The 16,341-nt window shown below is 73.9% G+C and carries 14 protein-coding genes and 1 riboswitch; of the genes, 6 read left to right on the top strand and 8 right to left on the bottom strand.

Annotated elements, in window-relative coordinates:
- Positions 1 to 22 precede the first annotated feature (22 nt).
- From V6D49_RS11325 to V6D49_RS11305, 5 genes are all read right to left on the bottom strand, one after another.
- The gene (locus V6D49_RS11325; protein ID WP_340559265.1) at positions 23 to 961 is read right to left on the bottom strand and encodes a carbohydrate ABC transporter permease; all 939 of its coding nucleotides are present in this window, start codon (positions 959 to 961) and stop codon (positions 23 to 25) included.
- Entirely contained in the window at positions 958 to 2,301 is a 1,344-nt protein-coding gene (locus V6D49_RS11320) for an ABC transporter permease (protein ID WP_340559263.1), read from the bottom strand. The genes V6D49_RS11325 and V6D49_RS11320 overlap by 4 nt, the downstream gene beginning before the upstream one ends.
- 13 nt (positions 2,302 to 2,314) lie before the next feature.
- Positions 2,315 to 3,682, bottom strand: a complete 1,368-nt coding sequence (locus V6D49_RS11315; protein ID WP_340559262.1) for an ABC transporter substrate-binding protein — start codon at positions 3,680 to 3,682, stop codon at positions 2,315 to 2,317.
- Between the two features lie 31 nt (positions 3,683 to 3,713).
- A complete protein-coding gene (locus V6D49_RS11310; protein ID WP_340559261.1) occupies positions 3,714 to 5,474 on the bottom strand; it encodes a glycoside hydrolase family 13 protein in 1,761 nt (586 codons plus the stop codon).
- Between the two features lie 267 nt (positions 5,475 to 5,741).
- Positions 5,742 to 7,010: an ABC transporter substrate-binding protein gene (locus tag V6D49_RS11305; protein ID WP_340559260.1), complete on the bottom strand. Its 1,269-nt coding sequence runs from the start codon at positions 7,008 to 7,010 to the stop codon at positions 5,742 to 5,744.
- 185 nt (positions 7,011 to 7,195) lie between these two features.
- On the opposite strand from V6D49_RS11305, the gene V6D49_RS11300 reads away from it, so the two are divergent.
- From V6D49_RS11300 to ygfZ, 5 genes are read left to right on the top strand one after another with little or no spacing between them, the layout of a single operon-like run.
- Positions 7,196 to 7,702, top strand: coding sequence for a PadR family transcriptional regulator (locus tag V6D49_RS11300; protein ID WP_340559258.1), 507 nt, complete (start codon positions 7,196 to 7,198; stop codon positions 7,700 to 7,702).
- Positions 7,699 to 8,496: an ABC transporter ATP-binding protein gene (locus tag V6D49_RS11295; protein WP_340559256.1), complete on the top strand. Its 798-nt coding sequence runs from the start codon at positions 7,699 to 7,701 to the stop codon at positions 8,494 to 8,496. Before V6D49_RS11300 ends, V6D49_RS11295 begins: the two co-directional genes overlap by 4 nt.
- A gap of 6 nt (positions 8,497 to 8,502) precedes the next feature.
- Positions 8,503 to 10,914 (top strand): ABC transporter permease, encoded by a 2,412-nt coding sequence (locus V6D49_RS11290; RefSeq protein WP_340559254.1) that lies wholly within the window; start codon positions 8,503 to 8,505, stop codon positions 10,912 to 10,914.
- 53 nt (positions 10,915 to 10,967) lie between these two features.
- Positions 10,968 to 11,405: a Fur family transcriptional regulator gene (locus tag V6D49_RS11285; protein WP_340559252.1), complete on the top strand. Its 438-nt coding sequence runs from the start codon at positions 10,968 to 10,970 to the stop codon at positions 11,403 to 11,405.
- A 10-nt stretch (positions 11,406 to 11,415) separates the two neighbouring features.
- On the top strand, positions 11,416 to 12,390 hold the full coding sequence (ygfZ, locus tag V6D49_RS11280; RefSeq protein ID WP_340559251.1) for a CAF17-like 4Fe-4S cluster assembly/insertion protein YgfZ: 975 nt from the start codon (positions 11,416 to 11,418) through the stop codon (positions 12,388 to 12,390).
- Between the two features lie 58 nt (positions 12,391 to 12,448).
- Here the strand turns inward: ygfZ and V6D49_RS11275 are convergent, their stop codons facing one another.
- From V6D49_RS11275 to V6D49_RS11265, 3 genes are all read right to left on the bottom strand, one after another.
- Entirely contained in the window at positions 12,449 to 13,468 is a 1,020-nt protein-coding gene (locus tag V6D49_RS11275; RefSeq protein ID WP_340559250.1) for an ABC transporter substrate-binding protein, read from the bottom strand.
- 69 nt (positions 13,469 to 13,537) lie between these two features.
- The gene (locus V6D49_RS11270) at positions 13,538 to 14,326 is read right to left on the bottom strand and encodes an ABC transporter ATP-binding protein (RefSeq protein ID WP_340559248.1); all 789 of its coding nucleotides are present in this window, start codon (positions 14,324 to 14,326) and stop codon (positions 13,538 to 13,540) included.
- Positions 14,326 to 15,441 (bottom strand): FecCD family ABC transporter permease, encoded by a 1,116-nt coding sequence (locus V6D49_RS11265; RefSeq protein WP_445330504.1) that lies wholly within the window; start codon positions 15,439 to 15,441, stop codon positions 14,326 to 14,328. The genes V6D49_RS11270 and V6D49_RS11265 overlap by 1 nt, the downstream gene beginning before the upstream one ends.
- 149 nt (positions 15,442 to 15,590) lie before the next feature.
- Positions 15,591 to 15,665: riboswitch (cobalamin riboswitch) on the bottom strand.
- 69 nt (positions 15,666 to 15,734) lie between these two features.
- Here V6D49_RS11265 and V6D49_RS11260 point away from each other — a divergent pair.
- Positions 15,735 to 16,298: a hypothetical protein gene (locus V6D49_RS11260; protein WP_340559246.1), complete on the top strand. Its 564-nt coding sequence runs from the start codon at positions 15,735 to 15,737 to the stop codon at positions 16,296 to 16,298.
- Positions 16,299 to 16,341: the final 43 nt, after the last annotated feature.

Genomic DNA, 16,341 nt, shown 5'->3' with positions numbered 1-16,341 from the left:
GGGCGGGCGGCGGCGCCCGTCCCTACTTCACCGAACCGGCCATCACCCCCTGCACGAAGTGGCGCTGGAAGGCGAAGAAGACGAGGACCGGCACGACGAGCGACAGGAAGGCCCCCGGCGCCAGGATGCCGATGTTGGAGCCGAACTGCCGCATCTCCGACTGGAGCGCCACCGTGAGCGGCTGGGAGGACGTGTTGGCGAACAGCAGGGCCACCAGCATGTCGTTCCACACCCACAGGAACTGGAAGATCGCCAGGCTCGCGATGGCCGGGCGGCCCAGGGGCAGCACGAGCCGGACGAAGATCCGCGCCTCGCCGCCCCCGTCGATCCGGGCGGCCTCCAGCATCTCCTTCGGGATCTCCGCGAAGTAGTTGCGCAGCAGGAAGACGGCGAACGGCAGCCCGTAGGCGACGTGGAACAGCACCACGCCCGGGATCGTGCCGTACAGCCCGAGCTGGCCGAAGAGTTCGGCGACCGGCAGGAGGCCGATCTGCACGGGCACCACCAGCAGGGCCACCACGAGCAGGAAGACGGCGTCCCGGCCGGGGAACTCCAGCCAGGCGAAGGCGTACCCGGCCAGCGCCGCCACCGCGACGACGAGGAACGTCGTCGGCACGGAGATCATCACCGTGTTCCAGAACGCCTGCACGATGCCCGAATCGGCGAGCAGTTCGCTGTAGTTGTCGAACGACAACTGGGCCGGCTCGGTCAGCGCCGTCCACCAGCCGCTGGTGGCGTTCGTCTCCTCGTCGCGCAGGGACGAGAAGAGGAGCCCGGCCAGCGGGGTGATCCACACGAGGGCGACGACGACGAGGAGCGTCTGCACCAGCCCGCCGCTGAGCCAGGACGTGAGCCGGGCCACCGGGCCCCTGCGGCGCGGGGCGCCGCCCGCCGACGCTCCGGCCAGGGCACGTGCGGGCGGGCCGGCGGGGCTCCGCTCCAGGGTGTCGTGGGCGCTCATGACTGGCTCCTGCGGAAGCGTCGGACGTTGAAGATCATGGCGGGCACCACCAGGAGCAGCAGCAGGACGGCGAGCGCGCTGCCGAGTCCCTGGTCGTTGCCGCCGCCGAAGGAGACGAGCCACATCTGCGTGGCCAGCACGTTCGCGTCTTCCTGCACGGGCCCCGGCGCGATGATGTAGACGAGGTCGAAGACCTTCATCACGTTGATCACCAGGGTCACGAAGACCACGGTGAGCACGGGGGCCAGCAGCGGGACGGTGATGCGGCGGAAGATCTGCCACTCGTTCGCGCCGTCCATCCGGGCCGCTTCCAGGGTCTCCCGGGGCAGGGCGGCGAGCCCCGCGCCGATGAGGACCATGGCGAAGCCCGTCCAGATCCACAGGTAGGCGCCGATGATGGCCGGGGTGACGAGGGCGGGGCCGAGCCAGGAGACGCCGCTCCAGGGCTCGGCGAAGTTCTCGCCGGGCAGCCGCACCGTGTAGGCGCCCGGGTCCAGCCCGGCGAAGGAGAAGGAGCCGTCGGCCGCCGTCGTCGTGCGGGCCGCGACGGCTCCGCCGCCGTCGAGGGCCTCCACGGCCATGCCCGGCAGCCCGCTCTCCCCGTCGTCGACCCGGCCCGCCTCGCCGCCGCCCCCGGGGACGAAGTCGAGGTGGACGACGCCGCGCAGCTCCTCGGCCGCGGCGGACGGTGCCCCGGCCGGTTCGGCGCCCTCGGGCAGGTCCTTCGGGGCGATGCCGACGAAGCCGAGCGTCACGGTGTCGCCGGGGCCCGCCGTCGAGCCCGTCACGTACGAGCCGCCCTCGCCCGGCTCGACGCCGTGGCCCTCGCGGGCCCGGGCCGTCGGGTAGGGGGACGGGTCGGCGAAGGCGTCGTGGACGCCGACGACGGCCGCGTTGAGGACGCCCTTGTCCGGGTCGTGCTCGTAGGCAAGGCGGAAGATGATGCCGGCGGCCAGGAACGAGACGGCCATCGGCAGGAACATCAGCAGCTTGAACGCGGTCGCCCAGCGGATCTTCTCGGTGAGGACGGCCAGCACCAGGCCGAGCCCGGTCAGCAGCGCCGGGGCGACGACGACCCAGATGGTGCTGTTCCGGATCGCCGTGAGCGTCGCGGGGTCGCGGAACATCTCGGTGTAGTTGCCGACGCCGACGAACTCGGTGCCGGAGGCGTCGAACAGGCTGCGGCCGACGGAGAAGATCACCGGATAGACGACGAGTGCGCCGAGCAGCAGCAGAGCGGGCAGCACGAACAGGCAGGCGATCATGCGCCTGCGCCGCTGGGCCCGGCGCCGCGGGGTGGCGGCGCCGGGGGCGGTCCTGCGGTGGGTCGTGGGGGACACGTCGCGGGGGTCCTCAGCTCTTGAAAGCGGCGGCTGCGGCCTTCTCCAGCTCGGCAGCCGTGGCCTCGGGGTCGGACGGGTCGCGCAGGAAGTCCTGGAGGATCTTCCACTCGCCCTTGCCGGCCGTGCCGCCGAACGCCGCGGGCGCCTGGTCGGACATGTCGAACCGGACGGTGTCACCGGCCTCCACGAGGGACTGGGCGGTCTGCCGCGTCAGGTCGTCCTGGTAGGAGGAGAGGTCCAGTTCCTTGTTCGGGGAGATGTAGCCGCCCGCCTCGGCCCAGACGGCCGCCGCCTCCGGGGAGGCCAGGAACTCCATGAGGGCCATGGCGGCCTCCTGGTTCTTGCCGTCCTTGAGGACCACGGCCGCGTCACCACCGCTGACCACGGGCGCCTCGCCGCCGTCGACGGCCGGGAACGGGAAGAAGTCCGCGTCCTCGCCGAGGGTGCGGCCGAAGTCGTTGGTCACGAGCGCGCCCACGAAGTCGCCCTCGTAGACCATGCCGGCCTCCGGCTCGGGGCCGAACACCTTCTGGACGGAGGTGGGGAAGTCGGTGCGCAGCGCGCCCGCCGCCCCGTCGGCGAGCAGGTCGTCCTCGGCGAACAGCTCGGCGAGGGTGGTCAGCGCGTCGACGACGCTCTGGTCCGTCCACGGCAGGCTGTGCTCGGCGAGCTCGTCGTACTTCTCCGGGCCCGCCTGGGACAGGTAGACGTTCTCGAACCAGTCCGTGAGGGTCCAGCCGTCCTGCCCGGCCACCGAGAAGGCGGGCAGCCCGGAGTCGGATATGGTCCCGGCCGTCTCCATCATGGCCTCGTAGGAGTCCGGCGCCTCGACGCCCGCCTGGGCGAACGCGTCGGGGCTGTACCAGACGAGCGACTTGTGCGCGGCCTTGAAGTACAGGCCGTAGTACTCCCCGTCGACCGTGCCGTAGTCCTTCCAGACGTTGGCGAAGTTCTGCGAGGCGTCCTGCTCGACGTCCGAGGACAGCGGCGTCAGCCAGCCGTTGTCGGCGAACTGGTTGAGCACGCCCACCTGCGGCACCATGACGACCTCGGGCGCGTCACCGCCCTGGATCTTGCTGCCGATGACCGTGGAGACGTTGTCGCCGGTGGACAGGAAGTCGGTCTTGGCGCCGGTCTTCTCGGAGAAGGCGTCCAGGACCTTCTGGAAGTTCTCCTGCTCGGTGCCGGTCCACACCCCGGCCACGGTGACCGTCTGGCCGCTGAACTCACCCTCGGACGCCGGGCCCGTCGTGTCGCCGTCGCCGCACGCGGCGGCGGTGAGGGCGAGGGCGAGGGCGGCGCCGGAGGCGGTCGCGGTACGGCGGACCTGACCGGCCCGTCCGGCGCGGTGGGCGGAGCGGTTCGTGGTGCGTCTCATCTCTGATGTCCCTTCGGGGGTTCAGCGGAATTCAGCGGGGTTCGGGGATGTCGGCCGCCGCCTCGGCCGGGGGACCGGCCGGGGTCTCGGTCGGGGCTTCGGCGGGCGGATCGCTCATGTACCAGGCCGCGGTCGAGCCCGGCAGGACGCCGTCCGGGCAGGCACCGCTGGCCAGCAGGGGCAGGCCGGTGACGGGCGACGGCACCGGCTCGGTGCCGAAGTTGACGGCGCACACGAGCCCGTCACCGCGGACGAAGGCCAGCACGTCCGGCGGCGTCTCCAGCCAGCGCAGCGACCCCTCGCCCAGCTGCGGCAGGCTGCGCCGCAGTTGGAGGCCGTCGCGGTAGAGGTGCCACGAGGAGCGGGTGTCGGCCAGCGCCCGGTCGGTGGCGTGCTCGGCGAAGTAGGCGGGCTGCGGCAGCCACGGGCGGGCCGTCGCCTGCCCGGGGGCGCCGGGGGTGAAGCCGAAGGGGGAGGCCTGTCCGCTCCACGGCAGCGGCACCCGGCAGCCGTCCCGGACCCGGGCGCGGCTGCCGGTGCGGCGGTAGATGGGGTCGGTGAGGACGTCGTCGGGCAGGTCCACGACCTCGGGCAGCCCCAGCTCCTCGCCCTGGTAGACGTAGGCGGCCCCCGGCAGCGCGAGCATGAGCAGGGCGGCGGCCCGGGCCCGGGCCGTGCCGAGACCCGCCGCGTCCGGATCCGCGTCCGCCGTGCCGCCGCCCGCGTACCGGGTCACGGTGCGCACCTGGTCGTGGTTGTTGAGCACCCAGGTGACGGTCGAGCCGGTGCCGGCGATGTCCCGCATGGCCTCGCCGATCGTGGCGCGGAACGCCTCGGCGTCCCAGGGCGCGCTCAGCAGGTCGAAGAAGAACGCCTGGTGCAGCTCGTCCGGCCGCACGTAGCGGGCGTGCTCCCGGGCGGTGGGCACCGACACCTCCCCGACCAGCAGCCGCTCGCGGCCGTCGCGGGCGGCGTACTCGTCGCACACCGCGCGCCACGCGCGCCACACCCGGTGCACCTCCTCCTGGTTCCAGGCCAGGGGGTTCACCGAGTCGCGGGCGCGCTCGTCGGCCGCCGGGTCGGGGGAGTCCGGCAGGTCGGGGTGCTTGTAGAGCCCGGCGGCGACGTCGATGCGGAACCCGTCGACGCCCCGGTCCAGCCAGAACCGCAGCACCGCGTCGAAGTCGTTCCCGACCTCGGGGTTGCGCCAGTTCCAGTCGGGCTGCTCGGGGGTGAACAGGTGCAGGTACCACTGGCCGGGGCTGCCGTCCGGCTCCGTGACGCGGCTCCAGGCGGGGCCGCCGAACATGGCGCGCCAGTTGTTGGGCGGCTCGTCGCCGCCCGGCCCCCGCCCGTCGGCGAAGTGGAACCGCGCGCGGGCCGCGCTGCCGGGCCCGGCGGCCAGGGCCGCACGGAAGTGCGGGTGCTCGACGGAGCAGTGGTTCGGGACGATGTCCAGCAGGACGCGGATGCCGAGCCGTCGGGCGTCGGCCACCAGCCGGTCGAACTCGCCGAGGTCCCCGTAGACCGGGTCGACGTCGCAGTAGTCGGCGACGTCGTAGCCGTGGTCGTGCTGGGGCGAGGGGTAGAAGGGGCTGAGCCAGATGCCGTCGACCCCGAGCTTCCTGAGGTAGGGCAGCCCGGAGCGGACGCCCGCGAGATCCCCGATGCCGTCGCCCGTGCTGTCCAGGAAGCTCCGGACGTAGACCTGGTAGATCACGGCGTCACGCCACCAGTGACGCTGCTGACCCAGATGGAGGAGAGGGCCGTCTCCGGCCGTTGCTGTGAGCATGTCTCCGCTGACCTCGACTTGTGCGCTGTGCGGTCCGTCGGCGCCCGCTATCGGTTATGCGCCTCGGTTATGCATGCATGTTAAGTAGCAGTGTCGAACGGGTGTCAACGCCCTACCCGCAGGTATCGTCGGAAAGTCCGCCTGGTGACGTGGAACGTGGCCTGTCCGAGACCCAGACATGCCTAACGCGTAACTAGCGCAGGGGTTGACCGCCCGGCCGGACGGGCCACCGCGGCGAGGACGTCCCTCCGGCGGAGGGGCGCCCGCTCAGCCCCGGTCGGCGATCCGGGCCAGCTCCCGGCCCAGCCGGGCGACGGCGTCCTGCGGCGACTGCCGCAGCGCCAGCGCGTCGTGCACGACGGCCTGCACGGCCAGGCTGACCTGGTCGTACCGGGCGCTCTTCGGTCGGGGCTCGGCGGCCAGCACGCTCTCGCGCAGCGCCGGCAGGTACGGGTGCTCGCGCACCAGCTCCGGATCCGCGTACAGGTCGGCGCGCACCGGCGGCAGCGACCCGTCCGTCAGCACCCGGCGCTGCACCGGCTCGCTCGTCAGGTACGCGATCAGGTCCGCCGCCGAGTCCGGATGGCGGGAGTGGCTGGAGACGGCGAGGTTGGAACCGCCCAGGACGCTCGTGCCCGGCCCGTCGGGCCCCGGCAGCGGCACGGTGCCGAACTTCCCGGCCACCTCCGAGCCCGGCGCACCGGCCAGCCCGTGCACGTACGGCCAGTTGCGCAGGAAGAGCAGCTCGCCGTTCTGGAACGCCAGCCGGGACTCCTCCTCCTTGTAGCTCAGGGCCTCCCGGGGGATCCAGCCGTCCCGCACACCGTCCGCCAGGAACGCCAGGCCCTTCGCGGCGGCGGCCGAGTCGACGGTCACCCGCGTGCCCTCGTCGTCCAGGAACGAGCCGCCCGCCGAGCGGACCACCTCCACCGCGTTCGCCGTCAGCCCCTCGTACGGCAGGAACTGCCCGGCGTAGCCGTCCAGCCCGTACTCCGGGGCGATCGTCCGCGCCTGCCGCTCCAGCTCCGCCCAGGTGCGCGGCGGCTTCTCGCCCTCCCGGTCCAGGACGTCCTTGCGGTAGTACAGCAGCCCCGCGTTCGTCACGTAGGGGACGGCGTACAGCTCGCCGCCGAACGTCGCGGTGTCCACGACCGGCGGCAGGAAGGACTTGAGCGGGAAGGCGTCGCGGTTCAACGGCGTGATCCAGCCGGCCGCCGCGAACTCCGAGGTCCAGGCCACGTCGATGTTGAGCACGTCGAAGCGGTCACTCCCCGAGCGCAGCTCGGTGATCATCTGGGCCCGCGTCTCGTCCGCCGAGTCGGGCAGCTCGACGAGGGTGACCTCCTCCCCGGGGTGCGTGCGGTTCCACCCGTCGAGGAGGGGGCCGAGGTAGTCGGTGAGGTCACCGGCCGTCGCCAGCGTCATCGGGCCGCGTTCGTCGCCCCCGCTCAGGGACGGCGCGCCGCACCCGGCGTAGGCTCCCAGCAGCACGGCACCCGCCAGGAGCCCCCTGCCTGCGGCACGCTTCCACCGCATCGGTCCTCCCGGGCCACCGGTCCCACCGGCTCCTTCGCACGGCCTTTCCCACCCATATATACCTGTTAGCCATGCGCGATACTAGACGTGCAGGAGCACGGGCCGGGGTGCCCGTCCCACACCAACGAGCACGAACGCGCACGACGAGCACGACGAACGACCGGCCGGGGAGGAGGAGACCGCCGTTGCGTCTCCCGCTCCTGGCCCTCCTCGCCCGGGGACCGGCCCACGGCTACGAGCTCAAGCAGGCCCTCGAAGCCCTGCTCGGCGCCGCGTACCCGCAGCCCAACATTGGCCAGATCTACGTCACCCTGGGCAGACTGGAGAAGGCCGGACTCATCGCGGGCGAGGACGTCGAGCAGAGCAACCGGCCGAACAAGCGGACCTACCGGCTCACCGACGCCGGACGTGAGGCCGTGGAAGCCTGGTACGAGGAGACGACCGCCGAGCCGCGGGTGAGGGACGAGTTCTTCATGAAGCTCGCACTCGCCCCGCACTCCGGCATGGCCGACCCGATCACGCTGATCAACAAGCAGCGGCGCCAGTACCTCAACACCATGCGCGACCTGTCCAAACTCGCGGCGACCGAGGAACGCGACAACCGCGTCGCCCAGCTGCTCATCGAGGGCGCCATGCTGCACCTGCAGGCTGACCTCGACTGGCTGGAGCGCTGCCAGGAGGAGCTGGAATGAGAAGGTCCCGCCCGGCGCCCGACACGCCGCCCGAGCCCGCCGAGCCCGGCGCGGAGCCGATCGTGCGCGCCGAGGGCCTCACCAAGACCCACCACGGCGAGGGCACGCCCGTACACGCGGTGCGCGGCGTCGACCTCAGCGTGGGACGCGGCGAGTTCGTCGCCGTCACCGGGCCGTCCGGCGCGGGCAAGTCCACCCTCCTGCACCTCGTCGGCGGCCTCCAGCGCCCCGACGCGGGCAGCCTGTGGATCGACGGCCGGTGCGTCGACGGCTACAACGAGGCCCGCTGGGCGGTACTGCGCCGCCGCAGCATCGGCATCGTCTTCCAGTTCTTCAACCTCATCTCCAACCTCACCGTCGCCGACAACGTCGAACTCCCCGCCCTCCTCGCCGGCACCGGGCCGAAGGCCGCCCGCGCCGCCCGCGAGGAGCTGCTGGAGGAGCTGGGGCTCACCGGCAAGGAGCACTCCATGCCCGGCGAACTCTCCGGCGGCGAACAGCAGCGCGTCGCCCTCGCCCGCGCCCTGGTCAACCACCCGGCGCTGCTCCTGGCCGACGAACCCGCCGGCAGCCTCGACAGCAAGGGCACCCGCGAGGTGCTGCGCCTGCTGTCCCGCTTCCACCAGCGCGGTCAGACGATCGTCCTCGTCACGCACGACGCCCGGGTCGCCAGCGCGGCCGACCGCGTCATCAGCTTCTTCGACGGGCGCATAGCCGACGACGCCGTCCTCGGCGCCGGGCCGCGGCGGCCCCGTCCGGGCGGCGTGGCGGGCACGCTGGAACTGAGGGACTGAGCCGCCGTGCGGGCCGTACTGCGCTGGGCACACGCCGATCTGCGGGCACACCGGGGGGAGGCGCTGTTCATCCTGCTGGCCACCGCCGGGATCACCGCCTCCCTGCTGCTGGCCGGAGCCCTGTTCAGCTACGCGGCCAACCCCTGGCAGCGGGTCTTCACCCAGTCCGAGGGCGCCCACGTCTGGCTCCACACCCGCGCCGGGACGGAACCCTCCGACGTCGCCGGGCTCGCCCGCCTGGACGGCGTCGCCGACGTCGCCGGTCCCTACCGCACCACCCGCACCAGCGCCTCGTCCCCCAGCGCCGAGGCCGCCGTGGAGCTGCGCGCCACCGGCCCGGAGCTGCCCGGCACCGCCCGCCCGCTGCTCGTCACCGGCCGCTGGCTGACCGCCGACGACGCCCCGACCGCCCCGGAGGCCGACGACGCCGCCGGGGAGCCGGACCGCGACCCCGGCGACGGCACCGAAGAGGACTCCCCGCACCCCGGCGTCGTGCTGGAGGAGTCGCTCGCCACCGCCCTCGGCGCCGCCCCCGGCGACACCGTCACCGTCCCCGACGAGAACCGGGGACGGCAGGCGCTCACCGTCGTCGGCGTCGCGGAGACCGCCGAACCCCGGTACCGCCCCGGCGAACGCGCCGGCACCGCCTGGGTCCTCCCCGGGACCCTCTCCGGCGCCGCGCCCGACGGCGTCGGGCAGACCGTCGGGCTGCGGCTGACCGACCCGGCCGACACCGACTTCCTCGTGCAGCGCGCCGTCACCGAGCTCGGCGCCGACCGCGTCGCCCAGGTCACCAAGTGGCAGCAGGCCAGAGCCGAGGCCGAGGGCGGCGACCGGCTGCTCGGCCTGCTCTTCGCCGCGTTCGGCCTCGGCGCGCTCCTGGCCGCCGGGCTCGCCGCCTACGGCGCCATCAACACGCGCGTCCGGGGCCAGCTCCGCGACATCGCCGTCGTCAAGGCCGTCGGCTTCACCCCGGCCCAGGTCGTCAGCACCTTCCTCCTCCAGCACCTCACCTACGCCGTCGTGGGCGTCACCGCCGGGACGGCCGCCATCGCCGTGCTGGGCGACCGCATCCCCGGCCGCATCGGCGAGGCCGCCGGCGTCTGGGACGACCTGCCCGGCCACACCTCCCTGCTGCTCGCCATCCCCGCCGCAGCGGTCCTGTTCATCGTCGCCGCGACCTCGCTCGCCGCCTGGCGGGCCGGCCGGGTGCCGCCCGTCCCGGCCGCCCGCGCCGCGCTGCCCGTCGGACGGCGGCTCTCCCCGCCCGCCCGCCGGGCCCTGGGCCTGCGGCTGTCGCCCGCGCTCGTCCTCGGCTGGCGCGGAGCGTTCGCCGGGGCCCCGCGCCGCCTGCGCACCCTCACCTCGGTCGCCCGGCTCGCCGTGCCGCTGCTGATGATCACCGTCGCCCTCACCGCCTGGACCACGGTCGACCGCTTCCGCACCGAACCGGCCGAGGTCGGCATGCCCGCCGCCCTCACCGCCCGGGTGACCGACCCCGGCGCGATCACCGACGCCGAGGCCCGCCGCGTCCTCGCCACCCGCCCCGACGTGGCCGCCGCGCTCCCCGGCGCCGAGGTCGCCGCGCTCGTCCCCGGCCAGACCGGTACGATCACCCTGCGCGGCCTCGGCACCACGGAGAACCCCTACCCGTTCACCGTCGCCGACGGGCGCCCGCCGACCGGCCCGGACGAGGCCGTCGCCGGGCAGGGCCTGCTCGACCTGCTGGACGTCGAGGTCGGGGACTGGGTGCGCATGACGGTCGAGGGCCGCCCGCAGATCCTCCACATCGTGGGCCGCAGCATCGAGCCCGACAGGAACGGCCGCGTCGTCTCCACCTCGCTCGACACGCTGCGGGAACGGGACCCCGGCCTGCGCCCGGCCTTCTACCAGCTCGTGCTGGACGACGGCGCCGACCCCGAGACCGTCCGCGACGCCCTCGCCCCGACGGTCGGGCCCGCCCTGGAGATCAGCGGGACGCCGTCCTTCACCGACGGCCTCGCCCCCGCGCGGGTCGTGTTCGCCGGGGTCATCGTCGTGCTGGCCCTCGTCGGACTCACCGAACTGCTGACGACGATCGGGGCGACCGTCCGGGACCGCGGCCGCGACCTGCTCGCGCTCAAGGCCATCGGGCTCACACCCCGGCAGATCAGCGGCGTCATCGTCGTCGCCACCGGCTTCACGGCGCTGGCCGCCGCCGTCCTCGGCATCACCCTCGGCGTCCTCGCCGGCCGGCTGCTCGTGGACGCGCAGGGCGCCGCCTCCGGCATCGGCGCGGGCATCGCGGCAGCGCCCCCCTTTCCCGTCCTCGCCGGCGTCGCGGCGGCGGCCGTCCTCGGCGCCGTCGCGGTCTCCGCGCTCCCCGCCGCCCGCGCCGCCCGCCGCCGGCTGGCCGACTCCCTCAGCGAGACGCTGTAGCCCGCCGCCCGACAGCGGGCCGCCCACCGGACGCGTCCTCCTACAATGGCCCCGTGGTGAGCAGCGACTGGCAGACGGATCTGCGCAAACGGGGCTACCGCCTGACCCCGCAGCGCCAGCTCGTGCTGGAGGCCGTGGACGCGCTGGAGCACGCCACCCCCGACGACATCCTCGCCGAGGTCCGCAGGACCGCCCACGGCGTGAACATCTCCACCGTCTACCGCACGCTGGAGCTCCTGGAGGAGCTCGGCCTCGTCAGCCACGCCCACCTGGGCCACGGCGCCCCCACCTACCACCTCGCCGACCGGCACCACCACATGCACCTCGTCTGCCGGGACTGCACGGCCGTCATCGAGGTCGACGTGGCCATGGCGGCGGGCTTTACCGACGAACTGCGCAGGCGCTTCGGATTCGACACCGACATGAAGCACTTCGCGATCTTCGGCCGCTGCGAGCAGTGCGGCACGTCGGAGCCGGACGGCGCGCCGTAGGCTTGCAGACATGTCCTACCTGAGCCCTCTGCTGTCCCTGCCCGGCGCGGTCGCCGGTGAAGAGCCGGACGAAGGCGTCGCCGCCCACTACGGCGACCTGTTCCGCGAGCAGCGCCACCTCGCGGACGGCGTCGGGTTCGTGGACCTCTCGCACCGGGGCGTGGTGACGGTCACCGGCGCGGACCGGCTGAGCTGGCTCCACCTGCTGCTGACCCAGCACGTCAGCGACCTGCCCCCGCACCGGGCCACGGAGGCGCTGGTCCTCTCCGCCAACGGCCACATCGAGCACGCCCTGTACCTCGTGGACGACGGCGAGACGGTGTGGGCGCACACCGAGCCGGGCGCCCAGGACGCGCTCATCGCCTACCTGGAGTCGATGAAGTTCTTCTACCGGGTCGAGGTCGCCGACCGGACGGACGCCTTCGCCGTCGTGCACCTCCCGGCCGGCTCCATCACGGCCACGCCCGACGGCGTCCTGGCCCGCGAGACGCCGCACGGCCGCGACCTCTTCCTGCCCCGCGAGCGGCTGTCCGCCTTCGCCGAGGAGCACGGCCCCCCGGCGGGCGTCCTCGCCCACGAGGCCCTGCGCATCGAGGCCCACCGCCCCCGGCACGGCCTGGAGACCGACCACCGCACCATCCCGCACGAGCTGGGCTGGCTGGAGACCGCCGTCCACCTCCAGAAGGGGTGCTACCGGGGACAGGAGACGGTGGCCCGCGTCCACAACCTCGGCCGCCCGCCGCGTCGCCTCGTCTTCCTCCACCTCGACGGCAGCGAGGTCAGGATCCCCGTGCACGGCGACCCGGTGCGGCTCGCGGCCGACGGCGCCGAGGGCCGCGCCGTGGGCTTCGTGACGAGCTCCGCCCGGCACCACGAGCTCGGCCCCATCGCGCTGGCGCTGGTGAAGCGCAACGTGCCCGCCGACGCCGAACTCCTCGCCGGTGAGCGCACGGCCGCCGCCCAGGAGCTCGTCGTCCGGCCCTGACACACCCGCGTCCGGCGCTCCGGGCCCCCGATTCCGGAGCGCCGGACGGCGCGTCGGCTCAGCCGTTCTCGCGCACGAACGCGCCCAGCGTCTCGACCGCCGCCGGGTTGCGCGGGCTCTCCACCAGGTCCACGTAGTCCAGGACGACGATCTTGTCGTTCCTGATCGCGGAGACGTTCCTCAGCGGCGGGAAGGACTTCAGGAACTCCTCCTTCTGCTCCGCCGTCACGTCCCCGTAGTCGTTGATGACGATGATCTCCGGGTCCCGCTCGACGACCGTCTCCCAGCCGACCGTCACCCACGAGTCCTCCAGGTCGGACATCACGTGGTCGCCGCCCGCCTTGGTGATGATGTCGTGCGGCCCGGCGAAGCGGCCCGACGTCAGCGGCTTGTCCCGCCCGTCGTCGTACAGGAACACCCGGGGCCGGTCCTCGCCCTTCGGCGCCTGCTCCTGGACCGCCGCGACGCGCTGCTCGAAGTCGGCGACCAGCTTCTCCGCCCGGTCCTCGACGTCGAAGATCCTCCCCAGGTTCCGCAGGTCGGTGTAGAGGGCGTCGAGCGGCGACATGACGCCGCGCGCCTTGCCCTCGCCGTTGCGGCACGACTCCGACAGCAGGTAGGAGTCGATGCCCAGCTTCTCCAGCGTGGCGGGCGTGAAGCCCTCGGCCTCGTTGAACCCGTAGTTCCAGCCCGCGAAGACGAGGTCCGCGTCGGCCCCGACGGCGATCTCCTTGCTGATCGTCTCCTTGCCCAGCCACTCCGTCTTCCCGTAGCCGTCGGCCCACGGAACACCCGACGTCTCGCCGTGCCGGTCCCGCATGACGTAGCCCGCCATGTGGTCCTCCAGCCCCAGGGCGAACATGATCTCGGTGATGCCGACGTCGTTCGTCACGACGCGCTCCGGCGCCGCGTCGAACGTCTTCTCCTCGCCGCAGTTGGTCACGGTCACCGGGTAGTGGCCGCCGTCCCCCTTGCCCTCGGCCTCACTCTTCTCGACCTGCGCACCGCAGCCGGTGACGAGGACGAGCGCGGTGAGCGCGGAGCACGCCGGAAGGACGGATCGGAGCGGATGACGCATGGAGAACTCCTTGGAAAGGTGGAAACACGGGCATGGGGAGGGCGGAAACGTCGTCGGGGCGGGAGGCCGTCAGCCCAGCCGGTCGAACAGCAGCTGCACCGAGCCCGACTCCGGGTGCGTGACGCGGTGCGCCCGCACCCCGAAGACGTCGGCCAGCAGCTGCGGCGTGAGGACGTCGGCGGGCGCACCGGAGGCGACGATCGCGCCCCGCGCGATGACGTACAGCTCGTCGCAGTACCCGGCGGCCAGGTTCAGGTCGTGCAGCGCCGTCAGCACCGTCATGCCGCCCGGCACGTCCCCGGCCGCCCGGTCCCGCACGAGCGTCAGGACCTCCAGCTGCTGGGCGATGTCCAGGTGGTTCGTCGGCTCGTCGAGCACCAGCACCTTCGGCTCCTGCGCGAGCGCCCGCGCGATGAGCACCCGCTGCTTCTCCCCGCCCGAGAGGCTCAGGAACGCCCGCTCGGCCAGGTGCGCGGCGCCCACGCGCTCCAGCGCGCGGGCGCAGTGGTCGCGGTCGGCGGCGGACGTCCGGGCCGACGCGCGCTGGTGCGGCAGCCGTCCCATCGCCACCACCTCGGCGACGGTGAACCCGAACTCGGTCACCACCTCCTGCGGCAGCGCCGCCAGCCGCCGCGCCCCCTCGCGCGGCGCCATGGCGTGCAGGTCCTCGCCGTCCAGCCGCACCGTCCCGGCGGTCGGGCGCAGCGCCCGGTAGACGCACCGCAGCAGCGTCGACTTCCCGCTCCCGTTGGGCCCGACGAGCCCCACCAGCCGTCCGCTGCCCGCCCGCAGCGTCACGTCCCGCACCAGGTGGGCCCCGGCGATCTCCACGCCCAGCCCGTCGACGTCGACCCTCATCAGGCGGCTCCGAACGTGTAGCCACGGCGCCGCATCAGCAGCAGGAACGACGGCACGCCGATCACGGCCGTCAGGACGCCCACCGGCAGCTCCACCGGCGCCAGCACCGTGCGGGACGCCACGTCCACCCACACCAGCAGCAGCGCCCCCGCCGGCGGTGCGACGGCCAGCAGCCGGCGGTGGTCGGCCCCCACCAGCATCCGCGTCGCGTGCGGCACCATCAGCCCGACGAACCCGATCGTCCCGCTGACGGCGACCAGCGCCCCCGTCACCAGCGCCGTCATCAGGAACAGCTCCCGGCGGAACCGCTCCGCGCCCACCCCGAGCGCCGCCGCCGTCTCGTCGCCCATCGCCAGCGCGTTCAACCGCCGCGCGGACAGCGCCAGATACGCCAGCCCCGCGCACACCGCGCCCGCCGCGATCGGCACCGACTGCCACGTCGCGCCGCCCAGGCTGCCCATCAGCCACATCATCGCCGAGCGCGCCGCCTCCCCCCGCTCGGCGGCGAACACCATCAGCGTCGTGATCGAGGAGAAGCCGTAGTACATCGCCGTCCCCGTCAGCACCAGCCGCAGCGGCGTCATGCCCTGCGCGCTGCGCGCCACCACGTAGACCAGCGCCATCGCCCCGAGCGCCGAGACGAACGCCGCCCCCGACAGCGCCCACACCCCGAGCATCCCGAACGCCCCGAAGATCAGCACCGCGTTGGCCCCGACGGCCGCCCCCGAGGAGATCCCCAGCACGAACGGGTCGGCCAGCGCGTTGCGCACCATGGCCTGCAACGCCACCCCGACGGCCGCCAGCCCGGCACCGACCACGGCCGCCAGCAGCGCCCTCGGCAGCCGCAGTTCCCACACGATCGTGTAGGCCGAGACGTCCTCGGCGGCGACGACGCCGCCCGTCAGCCCGGCCCGCAGCAGGTCCAGGGCCTCCCCGAACGACAGCCCCGCGGCCCCCAGGCCCACGGCGGCGGGGACGGAGCAGAGCAGCGCGAGCAGCAGTCCGCACACCAGTGCGGGCACGGGAACGCGGCGGGGCGCGGGCGGCCGGTCCGCGTCCCCGCCGGGGGGCGCGGCCGACGGCGTGCCGACCTCGGATCTGACCGGTGTGGCCACGGGCGGATCACCTTCGCCTCGGGCCGTGCGCGTATCGGGCAGGAGCTGCCCGGCCGTCCCCCGCGCGGCGACCGGCACCGCGCGCGGCGTCACCGCGCGGCTTCCCCTCGCAGTCCACGACGAGTTGACAGGAGCGTTGCGCCACCGCAGGTGATCGGGCTCGCGGAGCCGGTGACGGCTCCGCCTACCGTTGCGGGTCAGCGCCGGAATTCGACCGGCTTCCCCCGCGGAGGCGTACCGCAGCGTACCGCCTCCCGACGCCCGCCCGGCCGCCGCCCGGGATAATCGGACCCATGGACGACGCACCCCAGCGGCCCCCGGCCGACGCCGCCGCCCGCCCCGCGCGCCGCCCCGCGCCCGGCGGACCCGCGACGGACCCCGACGCGCCCCGCCCCGCGCCCCTGCCCTTCTACGGCACCACCTGGGTCGACCACAGCGGCGGCTACGCCCTGCGCCGCGCCGGCCTCGCCCTCGGCGCCCTCGGCGCGGCGGCGGCGGGCGCCCTCGTCCTCGTCCTGGCCTACCAGGGGCTCACGATCGCCGCCGTCGGCGGCCTGGTGAACCTCCTCGTCCTGGTGGCCTTCGCCCTGTGCAGCGCCCTCGCCTTCGCCCGCACCTGGTCGGGCTACGTCCGCCGCCCCGAAGGCGACGACCCCGTCGCGAGCAGCCAGGGCCTGCGGTTCATCGGGTTCCTCGGCGTGCTCCTCGCCTACGCCGCCCGCACCCTCGTCGAAGCGCCCGGCGAGAAACTGCACCGCGCCGAGTACGAGCGGGCCGTCGCCCGGCACGAACGCCGCCGCAGCACCCGCACCGGCAACCCGGCGGCGCGTCGCGGGAGCTCCCGGCGCAGGCGCTGAGGCATCCGCCGGGGTGCCGTCGGCGTTTCCCCCTTGACCCGCC

The sequence above is a fragment of the Streptomyces sp. GSL17-111 genome, from assembly GCF_037911585.1.
GTDB lineage: Bacteria > Actinomycetota > Actinomycetes > Streptomycetales > Streptomycetaceae > Streptomyces.
This window is presented reverse-complemented; position numbering and strand designations above follow the sequence as displayed.